The 19348-nt window shown below is 56.1% G+C and carries 16 protein-coding genes; 10 read left to right on the forward strand and 6 right to left on the reverse strand.

From position 1 onward, the window contains the following. Nucleotides 1–71 precede the first annotated feature (71 nt). The gene (icd, locus tag EE896_RS11935; RefSeq protein WP_008925947.1) at nucleotides 72–1322 is read right to left on the reverse strand and encodes an NADP-dependent isocitrate dehydrogenase; all 1251 of its coding nucleotides are present in this window, start codon (nucleotides 1320–1322) and stop codon (nucleotides 72–74) included. Nucleotides 1323–1426: 104 nt separating this feature from the next. Here icd and rluE point away from each other — a divergent pair, with 104 nt between their 5' ends. From rluE to EE896_RS11975, 8 genes are all read left to right on the forward strand, one after another. Beyond that, entirely contained in the window at nucleotides 1427–2089 is a 663-nt protein-coding gene (gene rluE / locus EE896_RS11940) for a 23S rRNA pseudouridine(2457) synthase RluE (protein WP_219848843.1), read from the forward strand. Nucleotides 2090–2133: 44 nt separating this feature from the next. Beyond that, entirely contained in the window at nucleotides 2134–2607 is a 474-nt protein-coding gene (locus tag EE896_RS11945; RefSeq protein ID WP_003849831.1) for an NUDIX domain-containing protein, read from the forward strand. A gap of 42 nt (nucleotides 2608–2649) precedes the next feature. Beyond that, the gene (gene mnmA / locus EE896_RS11950; protein WP_003849832.1) at nucleotides 2650–3762 is read left to right on the forward strand and encodes a tRNA 2-thiouridine(34) synthase MnmA; all 1113 of its coding nucleotides are present in this window, start codon (nucleotides 2650–2652) and stop codon (nucleotides 3760–3762) included. Between the two features lie 42 nt (nucleotides 3763–3804). Continuing rightward, on the forward strand, nucleotides 3805–4446 hold the full coding sequence (hflD, locus tag EE896_RS11955) for a high frequency lysogenization protein HflD (RefSeq protein ID WP_008925946.1): 642 nt from the start codon (nucleotides 3805–3807) through the stop codon (nucleotides 4444–4446). Nucleotides 4447–4489: 43 nt separating this feature from the next. After that, complete coding sequence (purB, locus tag EE896_RS11960; protein ID WP_003849835.1) at nucleotides 4490–5860, forward strand: adenylosuccinate lyase; 1371 nt, start codon at nucleotides 4490–4492, stop codon at nucleotides 5858–5860. Nucleotides 5861–5964: 104 nt separating this feature from the next. Then, on the forward strand, nucleotides 5965–6633 hold the full coding sequence (phoP, locus tag EE896_RS11965; protein WP_003849836.1) for a two-component system response regulator PhoP: 669 nt from the start codon (nucleotides 5965–5967) through the stop codon (nucleotides 6631–6633). Nucleotides 6634–6635: 2 nt separating this feature from the next. Beyond that, nucleotides 6636–8096: a two-component system sensor histidine kinase PhoQ gene (phoQ, locus tag EE896_RS11970; protein WP_003849837.1), complete on the forward strand. Its 1461-nt coding sequence runs from the start codon at nucleotides 6636–6638 to the stop codon at nucleotides 8094–8096. Between the two features lie 57 nt (nucleotides 8097–8153). Next, nucleotides 8154–9281 (forward strand): ribosomal protein uL16 3-hydroxylase, encoded by a 1128-nt coding sequence (locus EE896_RS11975; RefSeq protein WP_140915881.1) that lies wholly within the window; start codon nucleotides 8154–8156, stop codon nucleotides 9279–9281. Nucleotides 9282–9351: 70 nt separating this feature from the next. Here the strand turns inward: EE896_RS11975 and pepT are convergent, their stop codons facing one another. The 5 genes from pepT to lolC form a co-directional block, all read right to left on the reverse strand. Next, nucleotides 9352–10581, reverse strand: a complete 1230-nt coding sequence (pepT, locus tag EE896_RS11980; RefSeq protein ID WP_003849839.1) for a peptidase T — start codon at nucleotides 10579–10581, stop codon at nucleotides 9352–9354. A 479-nt stretch (nucleotides 10582–11060) separates the two neighbouring features. Then, nucleotides 11061–11894, reverse strand: coding sequence for a Sir2 family NAD+-dependent deacetylase (gene cobB, locus EE896_RS11985; RefSeq protein WP_003849841.1), 834 nt, complete (start codon nucleotides 11892–11894; stop codon nucleotides 11061–11063). Nucleotides 11895–12040: 146 nt separating this feature from the next. Continuing rightward, entirely contained in the window at nucleotides 12041–13285 is a 1245-nt protein-coding gene (gene lolE / locus EE896_RS11990; protein WP_140915880.1) for a lipoprotein-releasing ABC transporter permease subunit LolE, read from the reverse strand. After that, the gene (gene lolD / locus EE896_RS11995) at nucleotides 13285–13989 is read right to left on the reverse strand and encodes a lipoprotein-releasing ABC transporter ATP-binding protein LolD (RefSeq protein WP_140915879.1); all 705 of its coding nucleotides are present in this window, start codon (nucleotides 13987–13989) and stop codon (nucleotides 13285–13287) included. Before lolD ends, lolE begins: the two co-directional genes overlap by 1 nt. Beyond that, complete coding sequence (lolC, locus tag EE896_RS12000; protein ID WP_033743171.1) at nucleotides 13982–15181, reverse strand: lipoprotein-releasing ABC transporter permease subunit LolC; 1200 nt, start codon at nucleotides 15179–15181, stop codon at nucleotides 13982–13984. Before lolC ends, lolD begins: the two co-directional genes overlap by 8 nt. A gap of 248 nt (nucleotides 15182–15429) precedes the next feature. Between lolC and EE896_RS12005 the strand changes: the two genes are divergently transcribed. Together EE896_RS12005 and mfd are read left to right on the forward strand one after the other, a co-directional pair. Then, nucleotides 15430–15639, forward strand: a complete 210-nt coding sequence (locus EE896_RS12005) for a hypothetical protein (protein WP_003849845.1) — start codon at nucleotides 15430–15432, stop codon at nucleotides 15637–15639. Between the two features lie 228 nt (nucleotides 15640–15867). After that, nucleotides 15868–19311: a transcription-repair coupling factor gene (gene mfd, locus EE896_RS12010; RefSeq protein WP_078804281.1), complete on the forward strand. Its 3444-nt coding sequence runs from the start codon at nucleotides 15868–15870 to the stop codon at nucleotides 19309–19311. The last annotated feature ends 37 nt before the right edge of the window (nucleotides 19312–19348 follow it).

Here is a 19348-nt window from a genome sequence, read left to right on the forward strand (position 1 = left end):
GAAAGAAGGCGTGAAATAAAAAGCCAACACGATTTTTACATTCGTGTTGGCTGTATGTTACGTAATGCGGATTACATATTTTCGATGATCGCGTCACCAAACTCTGAACATTTCAGCAGTTTAGCGCCATCCATCAGGCGTTCGAAATCGTAAGTCACGGTCTTGTTAGCAATAGCGCCTTCAACACCTTTAACAATCAGGTCGGCCGCTTCGAACCACTCCATGTGACGCAGCATCATTTCCGCTGACAGAATGACTGAACCTGGGTTCACTTTATCCTGACCAGCATACTTAGGTGCTGTACCGTGGGTTGCTTCGAACAGTGCACATTCGTCACCGATGTTCGCGCCTGGGGCGATACCGATACCGCCAACCTGCGCCGCCAGGGCGTCAGAGATGTAGTCACCGTTCAGGTTCATACAGGCGATAACATCATATTCTGCCGGACGCAGCAGGATCTGTTGCAGGAACGCATCAGCAATCACATCTTTAACGATGATCTCTTTGCCGGTGTTCGGGTTCTTAAACTTCATCCACGGGCCGCCGTCGATCAGTTCGCCGCCGAACTCTTCTTTCACTAACTGGTATCCCCAGTCTTTGAAAGAGCCTTCGGTGAACTTCATGATGTTGCCTTTGTGAACCAGGGTCAGTGAATCACGATCGTTGGTGATGGTGTATTCTACTGCCGCGCGTACCAGACGTTTGGTACCCGCTTCTGAACACGGCTTAACGCCGATACCGCACTGCTCAGGGAAGCGAATTTTCTTCACGCCCATCTCTTCGCGCAGGAACTTGATCACTTTGTCCGCTTCGGCAGAGCCCGCTTTCCACTCGATACCCGCATAGATATCTTCGGAGTTTTCACGGAAGATCACCATGTCGGTCTCTTCAGGGCGTTTAACCGGGCTTGGCGTGCCTTTGTAGTAACGTACAGGACGCAGGCAGACGTAGAGGTCAAGCTCCTGACGCAGTGCCACGTTCAGTGAACGAATACCGCCGCCGACCGGGGTGGTCAGTGGGCCTTTGATGGCCACGCGATATTCTTTGATTAAGTCGAGCGTTTCCTGTGGCAGCCAGACGTCCTGGCCGTAGAGTTCAACTGACTTCTCACCGGTGTAAATCTCCATCCAGGAGATTTTACGCTCGCCGTTGTAGGCTTTCTTCACCGCCGCGTCGACCACTTTCAGCATGACCGGGGAAACATCAACACCGATACCGTCACCCTCAATGTAAGGAATGACTGGATTGTTTGGCACGGTAAGCTTGCCCTGATTCAGGGTGATTTTCTGACCTTCCGCCGGAACAACTACTTTGCTTTCCATTAACCTCTCCTGGGCGTTTGTTAATGATTTGTAAGATGCGCGTCAATACTACTTGAATATTTCGGCCACGCCAATCACCGCAATTTCACGTTATAATGCGCCGATTGTCTCTGACTGCAAAGCCCATGCGAAAAACAACTCAACGAATTCACCAGGATAAACGATTCAGCCGCCCGACGCGTGATGCGCGACGCCCCCCTGCTCGCCCTGCGATGCCGCGCCGTGTGATTTTGTTTAACAAACCGTTCGACGTGCTGCCACAATTCACCGATGAAGCAGGTCGCCGCACCCTGAAAGATTTTGTCAGCGTCGCAGAAGTCTATGCCGCAGGCCGCCTCGATCGCGACAGTGAAGGTTTGATGGTGCTGACCAACGACGGCGCGCTGCAGGCCGCGCTGACGCAGCCCGGTAAACGGACCGGCAAGGTCTATTATGTGCAGGTAGAAGGCGAGCCACAGGAGGCGGATCTGCAGCCGCTGCGGGATGGGGTTAATCTTAAAGATGGCATGACCCTGCCCGCTGGCATAGAGAAAGTGCCTGAGCCTCAGTGGCTTTGGCCACGTCAGCCGCCGATCCGCGAACGTAAAAATATCCCGACGCAGTGGCTGAAAGTCACACTGTATGAAGGCCGTAATCGTCAGGTACGCCGGATGACAGCCCATATTGGTTTCCCCACCTTACGGTTAATTCGCTACGCGATGGGACAGTATTCACTCGACGATCTGGCTCCCGGTGCATGGCGCGAACTCAGCAATATTGCACCTTGAGCTTCTATCTTTTATAACCTCAGGTTAACAATTGCGGAGAAGAGATGTTTAAACCTCATGTTACTGTCGCCTGTCTGGTTCAGGCTGAAGGTGAACTGCTGGTGGTAGAAGAGACGATTAACGGTCGTGCCACCTGGAACCAGCCAGCCGGACATCTCGAAGCGGATGAAACGCTGCTGGAAGCTGCCGAACGTGAACTCTATGAAGAGACCGGCATCGCCGCTTCGATGCACTATTTCATCGGAATAAACCAGTGGATCGCGCCCGACAGTACGCCTTTTGTGCGTTTTTTATTTGGCGTCGATCTGGCGGAGAAAGCACCAACCCAGCCGCAGGACAGCGACATCGATTGTTGCTGGTGGCTGCCGCCAGCGCAGATTCTCACTGCCTCCAACCTGCGTTCGCCGCTGGTTGCGGAAAGCGTACGGCTGTGGCAACAGGGCACGCGCTACCCGCTACATCTTGTCAGCCCGTTCCAGTGGCCGTTTCACGAGGGTGCGCGCCTGCCTTCTGCATGATAGAATGCGCCGCCTGTTTTTTTATCGTAATGCGAGCGTGTCATGTCTGACAACAGCCAGAAAAAAGTGATCGTCGGTATGTCCGGCGGCGTCGATTCTTCCGTTTCCGCCTGGTTACTGCAGCAGCAGGGTTACCAGGTTGAAGGCCTGTTCATGAAGAACTGGGAGGAGGACGATGGCGAGGAGTATTGTACCGCCGCGGACGATCTGGCGGATGCGCAAGCGGTCTGCGACAAGCTGGGTATGAAGCTGCACAAAGTTAACTTTGCGGCTGAATACTGGGATAACGTCTTTGAGCATTTCCTCGAAGAGTACAAAGCGGGCCGCACGCCTAACCCCGATATTCTCTGCAACAAAGAGATCAAATTCAAAGCGTTCCTGGAGTTCGCCGCAGAGGACCTGGGCGCAGATTTCATCGCCACAGGTCACTACGTGCGCCGCCATGACGTGGACGGCCAGAGCCAGCTGTTACGCGGTCTGGATGGCAACAAAGACCAGAGCTATTTCCTCTATACGCTGAGCCACCAGCAGATCGCCCAGAGTCTGTTCCCGGTCGGCGAGCTGGAAAAACCGGAAGTGCGCCGCATTGCCGAACAGCTGGACCTGATCACCGCGAAGAAGAAAGATTCGACCGGCATCTGCTTTATCGGCGAACGCAAATTCCGCGACTTCCTGGCGCGCTATCTCCCCGCTCAGCCTGGCGAGATTGAAACCACGGAAGGCCAGATTGTCGGTGAACATCAGGGGCTGATGTACCATACTCTGGGACAGCGTAAAGGCCTGGGGATTGGCGGCCTGAAAGAGAGCAAAGATGATCCCTGGTATGTTGTCGACAAAGATGTGGCACGTAACCGCCTGATTGTCGCCCAGGGCGGCGATCATCCGCGGCTGATGTCCGTAGGCCTGATTGCACAGCAGCTGCACTGGGTTGATCGCCAGCCGATTACAGCCCCGCTTCGCTGCACTGTGAAAACCCGCTATCGTCAGACCGATATTCCCTGTGAGATTATTCCACACGGCGACGATCGCATTGAAGTGCGTTTCGATGAACCCGTCGCTGCGGTCACGCCGGGTCAGTCTGCGGTGTTTTACCTTGGTGACGTTTGCCTCGGTGGCGGTATTATCGAACAGCGCCTGCCGTTAGTGGCGGAGTAAGCGGGAACAGCCCGCGTTGATGACGCGTAAACAGGAGTAACCGTGGCGAAAAATTATCAGGAAATTACGCTGGCGCTGGCGGGCATCTGTCAGTCCGCCCATCTGGTGCAGCAGCTGGCTCAGCAGGGTCACTGCCAGCCAGAGGCGCTGACCGTGTCGCTGCGCAGCGTGCTGGACCTTAATCCTGGCTCCACGCTGGCGGTGTTTGGCAACAATGAAGCCAACCTGCGCCTCGGGCTCGAAACCCTGATGGCGGTGCTGAACAGCAGCAGTCGCCAGGGTGCAGGCGCAGAACTGACGCGTTATACCCTGAGCATGATGGTGCTGGAGCGCAAGCTTAGCGCCAGTAAATCCGCCATGGCCACACTGGCACAGCGCATTACTCAGCTGGATCGCCAGCTGGCGCATTATGAACTTGAGTCCGACACCATACTGAGCGCGATGGCGGCCATCTATGTAGATGTGATCAGCCCGCTTGGCCCACGTATTCAGGTTACCGGTTCGCCTGCGGTGCTTCAGAATACGCAGGTGCAGAGTAAAGTGCGCGCCACGCTGTTAGCCGGTATCCGTGCGGCTGTCTTGTGGCAGCAGGTCGGTGGTGGCCGACTGCAACTGATGTTCTCGCGTCAGCGTTTGCTGCGTGAAGCAAAAACCCTCTTATCCCGGCTGCCACTGACTTACTAAGTCGGTGCGGCAAAACACGCTAAATGATTCAGGAGTTGCACTGATGGAATTATCCTCTCTGACCGCCGTTTCACCTGTCGATGGTCGTTACGGCGATAAAGTCAGCCCGCTGCGTGCGATTTTCAGCGAATACGGTTTGCTGAAATTCCGCGTTGAGGTTGAAGTTCGCTGGTTACAAAAACTGGCCGGGACCGCAGAGATCAAGGAAGTTCCTGCATTTGATGCCGACGCAAACGCTTTCCTTGATGCGATTGTCGCCGGTTTTTCTGAAGATGATGCGGCACGCATTAAAGCTATCGAGCGCACCACTAACCACGATGTGAAAGCGGTAGAGTATTTCCTGAAAGAGAAAGTCGCCGATCTGCCTGCCCTGCACGCCGTTTCTGAATTCATCCACTTCGCCTGCACTTCAGAAGATATTAACAATCTGTCGCACGCGCTGATGCTGGAAACCGCCCGTCGTGACGTCATCCTGCCCTACTGGCAGCAGCTGATCAGCGCTGTCAAAGGCCTTGCCAGCGAATACCGTGATATCCCGCTGCTCTCCCGCACCCACGGCCAGCCAGCCACGCCGTCGACCATGGGTAAAGAGATGGCTAACGTGGCTTACCGTCTGGAGCGTCAGTTACGTCAGCTGAAGCAGATCGAGGTGCTGGGCAAAATCAACGGCGCGGTCGGTAACTACAATGCCCACATTGCCGCCTATCCGGAAGTGGACTGGCATGAACTGAGCGAGAACTTTGTCACCTCGCTGGGGATCACGTGGAACCCCTACACCACGCAGATTGAGCCGCACGACTATATCGCTGAGATGTTCGACTGTATCGCCCGCTTTAACACCATCCTGATCGATTTCGATCGCGATATCTGGGGCTATGTGGCACTGAACCATTTTAAACAGAAAACCATTGCGGGCGAGATTGGTTCATCCACCATGCCGCATAAAGTGAACCCTATCGACTTCGAAAACTCGGAAGGCAATCTGGGTCTGGCGAATGCCGTAATGCAGCATCTGGCCAGCAAGCTGCCGGTTTCACGCTGGCAGCGCGATCTGACCGACTCCACCGTGCTGCGTAACCTCGGTGTGGGCGTCGGTTATGCGCTGATCGCCTATCAGGCCACCCTGAAAGGCATCTCGAAGCTGGAAGTGAACCGTGACCGCCTGCTGGATGAGCTGGACCACAACTGGGAAGTGCTGGCAGAACCGATTCAGACGGTGATGCGCCGTTACGGTATTGAAAAACCTTATGAGAAGTTGAAAGAGCTGACGCGTGGTAAACGCGTGGATGCCGCCGGTATGCAGGCGTTTATCGACAGTCTGGCGTTGCCAGAAGAAGAAAAAGTCCGTCTTAAGCAGATGACGCCAGCAAACTATATTGGCCGCGCTATTCAGATGGTTGACGATCTGAAATAATACCCGCCGCAGACCGGCCCCGTCCGGTCTGCGTTAACATCTTGTTTAATACATTTCGCGTATACTTTCTGCAGGTTGACTCAAACAGAGTGTAAGGAATTTCTATGCGTGTTCTGGTTGTTGAAGACAATGCCCTGCTGCGCCATCATCTCGCCGTCCAGTTACGTGACATGGGCCATCAGGTCGATGCCGCCGAAGACGCCAAAGAAGCCGACTATTTTCTTCGCGAACATCTGCCCGATATCGCACTGGTCGATCTCGGCCTGCCGGATGAAGATGGCATGTCGCTGATTCGCCGCTGGCGCAGTGATGCCGTGCGTCAGCCGATTCTGGTGCTAACCGCCCGCGAAGGCTGGCAGGCGAAAGTGGAAGCGCTGGAAGCCGGAGCGGATGACTACGTCACCAAGCCGTTTCACATTGAAGAGGTCGCGGCACGTCTGCAGGCGCTGATGCGCCGTAACAGTGGGCATGCGTCGCAGATCATCGATATGGCACCGTTTCAGGTGGATCTCTCGCGCCGTGAACTCACGGTCAATGAAGAGCCGGTGAAGCTTACCGCCTTTGAATACACCATTGTCGAGACGCTGATCCGTAACGCGGGCAAAGTGGTCAGTAAAGACTCGCTGATGCTGCAGCTTTATCCTGACGCTGAACTGCGTGAAAGCCACACCATCGATGTTCTGATGGGGCGTCTGCGCAAAAAAATTCTGGCGTTGCACCCAACCGACGTCATCGCCACTGTCCGTGGCCAGGGTTACCGCTTTGATCTCTGACCATGTCCTGGTTTAACCGTTATCGCCCTATCTCGCTGCGCGCCCGCTTTCTGCTGGCGTCTGCAGCAATAGTTCTCTTCCTCTCGCTCTCTTACGGCATGGTCGCCGTGATTGGCTATGTGGTGAGTTTCGATAAAAACACCTACCGCGTCATGCGCGGCGAGAGCAATCTGTTCTTTACGCTGGCGCAATGGCATGACAACACGCTCACCATCGCCCAGCCGGAACGGATGACACTCAATTTCCCGACACTGGTGTTCATTTACGATGAGCACGGTAAGCTGCTGTGGCAGCAACGCGATGTGCCTGAGATCCGCAAAAAAATCCGTCGTGAATGGCTGCTGAAGCCCGACTTTTACGAGATTGATACCAGCAACCGCACCAGCATGGTGGCGATGGGCAATAACGTGAATGCTAAGCAGCGGCTCAACGACTGGGACACGGACAGCAACGACACCTTTACCCACTCAGTTGCCGTTAACCGTTACGATGCCACCACCAATCTCCCTGCGCTCACCATCGTGGTCGTCGATTCGATCCCGCAGGAGCTGCAGCATTCTGATGTGGTCTGGTCATGGTTCAGCTATGTGCTGGCGGCCAACCTGATACTGATTATTCCGCTGTTGTGGCTGGCGGCGCACTGGAGTCTGCGACCGATTGGCGCGCTGACACAGCAGGTGCGTGAACTGGAGACCAGTCAGCGCGAGAATCTGGCGGATAATCCACCGCAGGAGCTGCGCAGTCTGGTGCGCAACCTCAATCTGTTACTGACGAATGAGCGGCAGCGTTATACCCGCTATCGCACCACGCTTTCGGATCTGACCCACAGCCTGAAAACCCCGCTGGCCGTCTTACAGAGCACCCTGCGGTCGCTGCGAAACGGCAAAGAGCTGACAATAGAGCAGGCTGAGCCGGTCATGCTGGAGCAGATCAGCCGTATCTCGCAGCAGGTCGGATATTATCTGCATCGCGCCAGTATGCAGGCCGACCACAACCCCTTGCAGCGCGACATCCATTCCGTGTCCGGTTTGCTCGACAGCCTCTGTTCGGCGCTGAATAAAGTCTATCAGCGCAAGGGTGTGGCGATTTCGCTGGATATATCCCCGGAGCTGACCTTTGTGGGCGACCAGAATGATTTTATGGAAGTGCTGGGCAACGTGCTGGATAACGCCTGCAAGTACTGCCTGGAGTTTATCGAAGTCAGCGCTTATCAGAGCGAAAATGCACTGCATCTCTATATCGACGATGATGGTCCGGGCATTCCTGAAAGCAAGCGTGATTTAGTCTTCGTCCGGGGTCAGCGCGCCGATACCCTGCGTCCCGGTCAGGGGCTGGGTCTGGCGGTGGTGCGCGACATTCTGGAGCAGTATGAAGGCAACGTGATTGCCTCCAGCAGCGCACTTGGCGGAACACGAATGGAAGTAGTCTTTCAGCGCCAGGAAGTCGAACATCGCCGCGAGTAGAAAACCCTCAGGGCTGTTATACTTGCTGGCATTTACAGCCCTAAGCGGAACCCTTTTATGGACTATCAGCTCGATATTAACTGGCCCGATTTTATTCAGCGCTACTGGCAGAAACGCCCGGTAGTGCTGAAGCGTGGTTTTAAAAACTTTGTCGATCCTCTTTCACCGGATGAACTTGCTGGTCTGGCGATGGAAAACGAGGTGGACAGCCGCCTCGTCAGTCATCAGGATGGCAAATGGCAGGTCAGCCACGGCCCGTTCGAGAGCTACGATCATCTGGGAGAGAACAACTGGTCGCTGCTGGTCCAGGCGGTCAATCACTGGCATGAGCCTTCTGCCGCGCTGATGCGCCCTTTCCGTTTCCTGCCTGACTGGCGCATCGATGACCTGATGGTATCTTTTGCCGTGCCTGGCGGCGGTGTCGGCCCGCATTTCGATCAGTATGATGTATTTATCATTCAGGGTACCGGTCGCCGTCGCTGGCGCGTTGGTGAGAAAGTGCCGATGAAGCAGCACTGCCCGCACCCGGATCTGCTGCAGGTTGAACCGTTCGATGCCATCATTGATGAAGAAATGGAGCCGGGCGATATTCTCTACATCCCGCCAGGATTCCCGCACGAAGGTTACTCACTGGAAAACGCCCTGAACTACTCCGTGGGTTTCCGCGCTCCAAGCGGCCGGGAGTTAATTAGCGGCTTTGCTGATTACGCGCTGGCCAATGAGCTGGGCAGCCTGCGCTTTAGCGATCCGGATGTGCCTTCTCGCGACTGTCCATCACAGATCCTGCCGCAGGAGATTGAAGGCGTTCGTCAGCTGATGCTGGATGTGGTCAATCAGCCAGAGCATTTTGAGCAGTGGTTTGGCGAATTTATTTCGCAGTCGCGTCACGAACTCGACGTCGCGCCGCCGGAACCGCCTTATCAGCCTGACGAAATTTATGATGCGCTGCAACAGGGTGATACCCTGAGTCGGTTAGGTGGCCTGCGTGTTCTGACCCTTGGCGACTCGGTTTATATCAACGGCGAGCGGGTTGAGTGTTCACGCCCCGATGTGATGGCAGTGCTGGCGAATCACTATCGCATCACACTCGACGATCTGGGTGATGCGCTGGATGATCCCGCCGTACTGGCGCAGATCGCCGGTCTGGTGAATGCCGGTTACTGGTTCTTTGGCGACGACGAATAATCAACACAGCGCTATCGGGCGCTGCTGCTGAATCAGGCTCTCTGACCCTTGTGGCAGAGAGCCTTTTTATTTAACTCTTCTTCTGCGCTGCCAGCTCTGACAGACGCACAATCACTTCCACCGACTTCGCCATGATATTCAGCGAGGCGAATTCATGCTTGCCGTGATAGTTATAGCCGCCGGTAAAAATATTCGGGCAAGGCAACCCTTTCCACGACAGTGACGAGCCATCTGTACCACCGCGAATCGGTTTCACCACCGGTTCAATGTCACAGTCACGCATCGCCTGTAAAGCCAGGTCGATAATGTGCGGGAACGGCTCGACCTTTTCACGCATGTTGCGATAGCTGTTAGTGATCTCAACCGTGACGGAGCAGTCCGGGTGCAACGTTTTGTTAATCTCCGCTGCAATCTGCAGCAGCGTCTGTTTACGCTGTTCAAAACTCTCTGTTTCGAAGTCACGAATGATATAGAGCATCTCAGCGTGTTCTACACTGCCTTTGATCTGATGCAGATGATAGAAGCCCTCATAGCCGTCGGTATATTGCGGTTTTTCACTGGCCGGAACGGCAGCATGGAACTGATTTGCCAGCTCCAGCGCATTGACCATCACGCCTTTTGCGGAGCCCGGGTGCACGTTATTACCGACAATTTTGACGGTGGCGGAGGCGGCATTGAAGTTCTCATACTCGAACTCGCCCAGATCGCTGCCATCAATGGTGTAGGCCCAGTCAGCCGCGAACGCGTCCACATCAAAATGTGAGGTGCCACGACCAATCTCTTCATCGGGCGTAAAGGCGACGCGGATCGCACCGTGCGGCGTGTCGCTTTTTGCCAGGTGCGCCATCGCCGTCATGATCTCGGCAATACCCGCTTTATCGTCCGCACCCAGCAGGGTTTTGCCATCGGTGGTAACGAGCGTGTGTCCAATCAGCTTGTGCAGCACCGGGAACATCACCGGCGAGAGAATCTCGTTGCCATTACCCAGGGCAATGTCTCCGCCGCGATAATTTTCGATAATCTGGGGGTTCACATGTTTTGCCGTAAAGTCAGGCGATGTATCCATGTGTGAGATAAAACCGATGACCGGCGTCGGCCAGTCGACATTGGCGGGCAGTGTGCCCATGACGCAGCAGTGATCGCTTAGGGTGACATCGACAAAACCCAGCGCCAGCAGCTCTTCCTGAAGCTGACGCGCCAGCGTCCACTGCCCTTCACTGCTGGGGACCTGACGAGCCTGCGGCTTAGCCTGCGTCTCAACTGCCACATAACTTAAAAAGCGCTCAAGTAACTGTTCCATAGCCCATCCTTTAAAAGTGCCGTCCGATATTATTCACAGACCCGGCGGTTATAACGTTGCGTAAAATCATCTGGAGACAGGTTAGCGCTGTCGATAACCTTTGGGAAAGCAATAAGCCCGAAATAAACGCCTTATTACAAGATTGTTGCAGTAAACCTCGCAATGTTAATAACAAAGAGGCGGTTTGACCCGGCGAGAAAATCACCGCAGCGTGCAGACTCAACACAACGGTTACAGGGTCAGAGGAGAAAAGCGTCCCGTGGCTGGGACAAAAATCCGGGCGCGTTTTGAATAACGTAAGCGTCGGCCTGTTTACGGGCGCACCTCAGGGATGAGGTGCGTCATCGTGCGGGCCAGGCAGTTATGGATGACGGTTTTGCGGCTTTCCGATCTGACCGTGTTCCCGGTGCAGGCTGGATCTCACCGCTAATCGGGCCAGATTTTGCCTGTAACCTCGGGTGCGGTTATAGCCGCCCCGCTTACTTATAAAGCCCGCGCAGCAGCTTATGCACAAACTCCGGCACCACTTCGCTCGCCAGACCATAGTGCCGCTCGGCAAATTCGTTGCCCACCTGGCTCGGTTCCAGATTCAGCTCAACGGTATGCGCGCCCTGGATTTTGGCTTCATGGACAAAACCTGCGGCCGGATAAACGTGGCCTGAAGTGCCGATAGCAATAAAGTAGTCCGCCTGTTCCAGCGCCTGATAAATCTGCTCCATGCCCAACGGCATTTCGCCAAACCACACCACATGCGGCCGCAGTGCAGAGGGGAACTGGCAACAGGTGCAGCGATCGTCCGGCGTGATATCACCGGTCCACTCAATCACCTGACCGCTGGTGACACAGCGCACTTTTAACAGCTCACCGTGCATGTGCAGCACCCGACTGTTTCCGGCTCGCTCATGCAGATTGTCGATGTTTTGCGTGACCAGCAGGAAATTGTCGCCTAATACCTGCTCCAGTTCTGCCAGCGCCAGATGAGCGGCATTGGGCTGAATCTCCGCCTCCTGTAACTGCTGGCGGCGCGCATTATAGAAGCGCTGCACCAGCGCAGGATCGCGCCTGAAGCCTTCAGGCGTTGCAACATCTTCCACGTGGTGCTCTTCCCACAGGCCGTCAGCCGCGCGGAAGGTCCGGATGCCGGACTCCGCTGAAATGCCTGCGCCGGTCAGCACCACAACATGCGGCTGAGGATGGGCGGCAAGTTCGGCCTGACGATCGCGCTCAAAAATGCGCTGGCGAAAGCGCTGATGCACTTTTCTCCGGGTTTTCTTCAGGCGGGCAAGTCGTATGCGGCGACGTGGTGTACGCATAAAATCTCCTGGCGTAGCGGCTGCGGTGAGCCGCTCTAAACAGATTCCGGGTCAACATCACCCGATAGTAACGGTTGCTGAGGGCACAACCCAACAGCAAAGGTCTTAAACAGATGCGGCGCGAAAACCTCTCGCGCCGCATTTTTTCACTGACCGCTTAATACCCGAGCCGGGTCAATGCGGCTGGCACGTCTGGCGGGATACCAGCTCGCCAGCAGGCTCAGCAGAATCGCCGTAATCAGTACTGAGAACACATCAATCCAGTGCAATTCCGACGGCAGGAAATCAATGAAGTAAATATCCCCCGCCAGCAGATGATGGCCGGTAATCGACTCCAGTCCGCGCACCAGCGAGGTCAGGTTAAGCGCCACCAGCACGCCCACGACCACGCCGCTGACGCTGCCCAGCAGACCCGCCAGCAAACCGTACCAGATAAAGATGGCGCGGATCAGCCGATCTTTAGCGCCGAGTGTGCGCAGCACTGCAATGTCACTGCTTTTGTCTTTTACCGCCATTACCAGCGTGGAAACGATGTTAAAACAGGCAACGCCAATCACCAGCACCATCGCCAGATACATGATCGCGCGGATCATCTGAATGTCGCGATACATATAGCCGTAAGTGCCAATCCAGCTCTTGATGTAGACGTAAGAGCGGGTCGCCTCACCCGCATCGCGCACCAGTTTGACCGCCTGGAAGGGGTCGGTCATCTTCAGGGCGATGCCCGACACGCTGTCACCCATCTCCAGATAGTGCTGCGCATCGGCCAGCGGCACCAGCGCCAGACTGTGATCGAGCATGCCGCTCAATTGCAGGATACCGCTGACCTGAAGCCGGATACGTTTTGGCTGCAGCAGTTTGTTATCACCATCGTTATTGGGGATCATAATGGTGATCCAGTCGCCCTGCTTCACATTCAGCGATTTCGCGATGCCGCCGCCCAGAATGATTTGCTGCTTACCGGCGGCAAAAGTGGACCAGGCGTTATTGGCGACAAACTGTGGCAGTGCGCTGAGACGCAGCTCTTGTGCGGGATCAACGCCTTTAACCTGCAGCGCTTCCAGCCGGGCACCGCTCTCAATCAGGCCAGTGAAGTTCACGTAGGGCGCTGCCGCTGCAATGCCGGGCACCTTTTCAATCGGGGCAATCATCGACTGCCAGTGCTGAAACGGCTGATTGACCGCCTCGATCTCACCGTGCGGCACCACCGCCAGAATGCGATTGTTCAGCTCACGCTCAAAACCGTTCATGGCGCTCAGACCGATAATCAGCACCGCCACGCCCAGCGCAATCCCGATAGTAGAGATCACCGAAATCAGCGAGACCATGCCGCCACGACGGCGGCCGCGGCTAAAGCGCAGGCCCAGCAACAGGGATAACGACGAGCCCATTACAGCGCTCCTGCCATAGTAAGCTGCTCGCTTAACTGACCGTCACGCATCTCCATCTGTCGCATCATGCGTTTTGCCAGCATCAGATCGTGCGTGACCACCAGAAACGCGGTGCCCTGACGCACGTTCAGTTCGCCCAGCAGTTCAAAAATAGCGTCAGCGTTGCGCGCATCCAGGTTGCCGGTTGGCTCATCCGCCATCACCAGACGAGGACGGTTGACCAGCGCACGGGCAATCGCCACGCGCTGGCGTTCGCCGCCTGACAGTTCAGAAGGCCGGTGCGTGGCGCGATGGTCCAGACCGACTGCCGCCAGCATCTCACGGGCGCGATCCTGCGCTTCCGCTTTCGCAGTTTTGCCAATGAGCAGTGGCATCGCCACGTTCTCCAGCGCACTGAAGTCCGGCAACAGATGGTGGAACTGATAGATAAAGCCCAGCTCGCGGTTACGCAGTTCGGCTTTGGCTGATGAGGACATGGCATTCAGTGACTGACCATCAAACACCACGTCACCCGAGGTCGGCGCATCCAGACCGCCCAGCAGGTGCAGCAGCGTACTTTTACCGGAGCCTGAGCTGCCAACGATAGCCGTCAGTTCACCGGGCTGGAGGCTGAAAGCCACATTGCGCAGCACATCGGTCTGCACGCTGCCTTCCTGATAGCGTTTGCACAGGTCGCGGCACTGCAACAAAGGAGTGTTACTCATAACGTAAAGCCTCAGCAGGTTGAACGGCGGCAGCGCGCCACGAAGGATAGAGCGTAGACAACAGCGCCACAATCATCGCGCTGAGGGCGATAGTGACCACCTGCCACACATTAATATCAACCGGCAACGCGGCCCCATCAAGGAACAGGCCAATTACCGGCATTAAGTTGTTGAGCTGGCTGGCGAGCAGGACGCCGAGCAGCGTGCCGAGCAGCGTGCCGATAATCCCGGCGCTGGCACCCTGAACCATAAACACCGCCACGATTTGCCGGCGTGTCAGGCCCTGGGTCTGGAGGATCGCCACTTCGCCCTGCTTCTCCATGATCAGCAGGCCTAATGACGTGATGATGTTAAAGGCTGCGACGGCGATGATCAGGCTCAGCAGCAGGCCCATCATGTTTTTCTCCATGCGCACTGCCTGGAAAAGATCGCCTTTGCGCTCACGCCAGTCTTTCCAGATAAGGCCCGCAGGCAATGTCTGCTGACTCAGACTGTCGACTGATAGCGGTTTATCCAGCCACAGTCGCCAGCCAGTAATATTCCCGGCCGGATAACGCATGACGCGCGACGCATCCTGCAGATTGACCAGAATCTGATACCCGTCGACTTCGCTATTGGCAGCATAGGTGCCCGCTACCGTAAACAGACGCTGACTCGGCACCCGCCCCATTGGCGTGAACTGGCTGACAGACGGCACCATCAAACGCAGCTGATCGCCACGTTTTACGCCAAGTTGTGATGCCAGCTGTTCGCCGAGAATGACATTGTACTGTCCGGGCTGCAGCACGCTCTGCTGGGTATTCACCAGGAACGGCGTCAGCGGATCTTTTTCATCCGGATTAATGCCCAGCATTACGCCAACGGAGACGCTGCGCGGGCTTTGCAGCACCACATTGGCGGTGGTCAGCGGCGCGATGCGGTTAACGCCCTGCAGATTCAGCGAGGCGGCGGGTTGCTGTTGGGGATTGAGACTGCCTTTGTCGCTGGTAATCAGCGCCTGCGGCATCAGCCCAAGAATATTGCCTTCGAGTTCACGCTCAAAACCGTTCATCACCGATAACACGGTGACCATCGCCAGCACGCCAAGCGTAATGCCAATCGTTGAGAGCCAGGAGACAAAGCGACCGAAGCGATCCGATGCTCGTCCGCGCATGTAACGCAGACCGATAAATAGCGCGACAGGTTGATACATGGAATCCAGTAAGCCGTTGCCTGAAAATAGGTAGTGGGATGATAAAGGAGCGGCTGGCTTTATGAAACCTCTAACCCTCTGAGTCGGCAGCAAAGTTGCATCCGGATGCGTCATCTCTTGCCCCAAAGCCGCGGAATAGCCGATAAAGCCGCCGCTTATTGGCTGATTATTCAGCGCAGGTGGGGTGTAGACTATAATCAGTACAGGATAAGGGGTGAATTTATCGCACAGCGGTAGAGGTAGCGACCATGTTGAAATTTCCCAAAGGCAGTATCGTCAAACATAAATCCGGGGAGATCAGAGGCGAAATTATCAATGTCTTTGAGCAGGGAAACGCACCCGCCGGCTACTACGTAAAGTGGGACGACGGCAACCTCAGCTACCATCCTGAGCAGGAACTATCCTGGGCAAATATCGACCGCCCACGCATGCATTACACACAGCAATCCATAAAATAAAATGCCCGCTTAACCCCGTCGCTGCATAGCGACGGCGGTTTTTTATGTTGCCTCGCCAGACTCCGTCTATTCTCTCTCTATCCGCTGCATTACCGCTGACGCCAGGTAATGGCTGACCAATCCCTGGATTCAGCGCGGCGCGGCAGGAAAATTGTGCCGCAAAGGTGATCCCCCTGACATAATATGGAATGATTACGTCCTGGAAAAATGGAGCAACCCCGAGATCCCATGCCCGAACAGACTCGTTATACCCTGCCCGTTAAATCCGGCGATCACCGTCAGCTTGGCCAGATTATAGGCGCAGCGCACGCGGTGGAGTGTGCCAGCATTACCGAACACCATGCGGGTCCGGTATTGATGATTACCCCCGATACCCAAACCGCCCTGCGTCTGCTGGATGAGATCCGTCAGTTTACCGATCTGCCGGTGACGCACCTCGCTGACTGGGAGACACTCCCCTACGACAGCTTCTCGCCGCATCAGGATATTATCTCCGCGCGCCTGTCGACACTCTACCAGCTGCCGGTGATGCAGCGCGGTATGCTGATCATGCCGGTCAACACCCTGATGCAGCGCGTCTGCCCGCACAGTTTCCTGCACGGCCATGCGCTGGTGATGAAGCAGGGACAAAAACTGTCACGCGACCGGCTACGCGACCAGCTTGAGCAGGCCGGTTATCGCCATGTCGATCAGGTGATGGAGCACGGTGAATACGCCACGCGCGGCGCCCTGCTCGACCTGTTCCCGATGGGCAGCGATCAGCCTTATCGCATCGACTTTTTCGATGATGAGATTGATAGCCTGCGCCTGTTCGACGTCGACAGTCAGCGTACGCTGGAAGCCGTCCCGGAAATTAACCTGTTGCCGGCCCATGAGTTTCCCAGCGACAAAGCGGCTATTGAGCTGTTTCGCAGCCGCTGGCGCGAAATTTTTGATGTGCGCCGCGAGTCGGAGCATGTCTATCAGCAGGTAAGTAAAGGCACGCTGCCTGCGGGCATTGAATACTGGCAGCCGCTCTTTTTTGAACAGCCATTACCGAGTCTGTTCAGCTATCTGCCAGATAACACCCTGATTGTGAACTGTGGCGATCTGGAAGGCAGCGCCCGCCGCTTCTGGCAGGATGCTGAGGTGCGTTATGAGAATCGCCGCGTTGATCCGATGCGTCCGCTGCTGGAGCCGGTTACCCTGTGGCTGCGTCCCGATGCCCTGATGGGTGAGCTTAAAGCCTGGCCGCGCATTCAGATGACCAATGAAGTGCTGCCCGACAAAGCGGCGAATACTAACCTCGGTTACACCCCGCTGCCCGACCTTGCCGTTCAGGCGCAGGCGAAAGCGCCGCTCGACCATCTGCGTCAGTTTATTGAAACCTTCAGCGGTGCTGTCGTCTTCTCGGTTGAAAGCGAAGGCCGCCGCGAGACCCTGCAGGAACTGCTGGCCCGGATTAAACTGCGCCCTCAGCCGGTACATCGTTTCGATGAAACTGTCGACGATCGTTTCAGTCTGATGATTGGCGCCAGCGAGCGCGGTTTCATTGATACCCAGGGTAACCGGGCACTGATTTGCGAAAGCGATCTGCTGGGCGAACGCGTCAGCCGTCGCCGTCAGGATACCCGTCGCACTATCAATCCGGACATTCTGATCCGTAACCTGGCGGAGCTGAGCCCCGGCCAGCCGGTGGTGCATCTGGAGCACGGTGTGGGGCGCTATATCGGCCTGACGACGCTGGAAGCGGGTGGTATTCAGGCGGAATACCTGATGCTCTCCTACGCCAATGACGCCAAACTCTATGTGCCGGTTTCGTCCCTGCACCTGATCAGTCGCTACGCGGGTGGCGCGGACGATAACGCCCCACTGCATAAACTGGGCAGCGATGCCTGGTCACGCGCCCGGCAGAAAGCGGCTGAGAAAGTGCGTGATGTGGCGGCGGAACTGCTGGATATCTATGCCCAGCGCGCCGCCAAATCCGGCTTTGCCTTTAAGCATAATCGTGAACAGTATCAGCTGTTCTGCGAAAGCTTCCCCTTTGAAACCACACCGGACCAGGCGCAGGCAATCAATGCGGTGCTGAGTGATATGTGCCAGCCGCTGGCCATGGACCGCCTGGTGTGCGGCGACGTCGGCTTCGGTAAAACCGAAGTGGCAATGCGCGCGGCGTTTCTGGCGATTGAGAACCATAAACAGGTGGCCGTGCTGGTGCCGACCACCCTGCTGGCACAGCAGCACTACGATAACTTCCGCGATCGCTTCGCCAACTGGCCGGTCCGCATTGAGATGCTCTCCCGTTTCCGTACCGCCAAAGAGCAGGCACAGGTGCTGGAACAGGCCAGTGACGGCAAGATCGACATTTTAATCGGCACCCATAAGCTGCTGATGAGCGATCTCAAATGGCACGATCTCGGCCTGCTGATTGTTGATGAAGAGCACCGCTTCGGGGTGCGTCACAAAGAGCGCATCAAGGCGATGCGTGCCGATGTGGACATTCTGACCCTGACCGCCACGCCGATCCCGCGTACGCTGAATATGGCCATGAGCGGCATGCGCGATCTCTCGATTATCGCCACACCGCCTGCCCGCCGTTTAGCGGTAAAAACCTTTGTGCGTGAATTTGACGATCTGGTGATCCGTGAAGCGATCCTGCGTGAAGTTCTGCGTGGCGGACAGGTCTACTATCTTTACAACGACGTTGAAAATATTGAGAAAGCGGCGCAGCGTCTCAGCGAACTGGTGCCGGAAGCGCGTGTGGCGATTGGTCATGGCCAGATGCGTGAGCGCGATCTGGAACGGGTGATGAACGATTTCCATCATCAGCGTTTTAACGTGCTGGTCTGTACCACCATTATCGAAACCGGTATCGACATTCCGACTGCCAATACCATCATCATTGAGCGGGCCGATCACTTTGGTCTGGCACAGCTGCATCAGCTGCGTGGTCGCGTTGGCCGTTCGCATCATCAGGCTTATGCCTGGCTGTTAACGCCGCATCCAAAATCGATGACCGCCGATGCACATAAGCGACTGGAAGCGATCGCCTCTCTGGAAGATCTGGGAGCCGGTTTTGCGCTGGCTACGCACGACCTGGAGATTCGCGGTGCCGGCGAGCTACTGGGTGATGAGCAGAGCGGACAGATGGAGACGCTGGGCTTCACACTCTATATGGAACTGCTGGAGAATGCGGTCGACGCGCTAAAAGCGGGTCGCGAGCCGTCACTGGAAGATCTCACCAGTAATCAGACAGAGGTAGAGCTGCGGATGCCCGCCCTGCTGCCAGAGACGTTTATCCCGGATGTCAGCACCCGTCTTTCGCTCTATAAGCGCATCGCCAGCGCAGAGGTTGAAGAGGAATTACAGGAGCTGAAAGTGGAGATGATCGACCGATTTGGCCTGCTGCCCGATCCAGCCCGAAATCTGCTGGACGTGGCGATTATCCGTCTGAAGGCCCGTGCTGTCGGTCTGCGTAAGATCGAAGCCAGCGACAAAGGCGGTTATTTCGATTTTGCGCCGAAGAACAATGTGGATCCAGCATGGCTGATCGGCCTGTTGCAGAAAGAGCCACAGCAGTGGAAGCTGGATGGCCCGACACGCCTGCGGTTTACCCGCGAGCTGTCGGAAAGGAAAATACGGATGGAGTGGGTGCAGGGCTTTGTTTCACAACTGGCTGAGCATCAGGCGTAACACCTCTGCCCGCGCACTACTGAGCTAATCGGTAAAG

Origin of the sequence: Pantoea eucalypti, assembly GCF_009646115.1 — a bacterium.
GTDB classification, from domain to species: Bacteria; Pseudomonadota; Gammaproteobacteria; order Enterobacterales; family Enterobacteriaceae; genus Pantoea; species Pantoea eucalypti.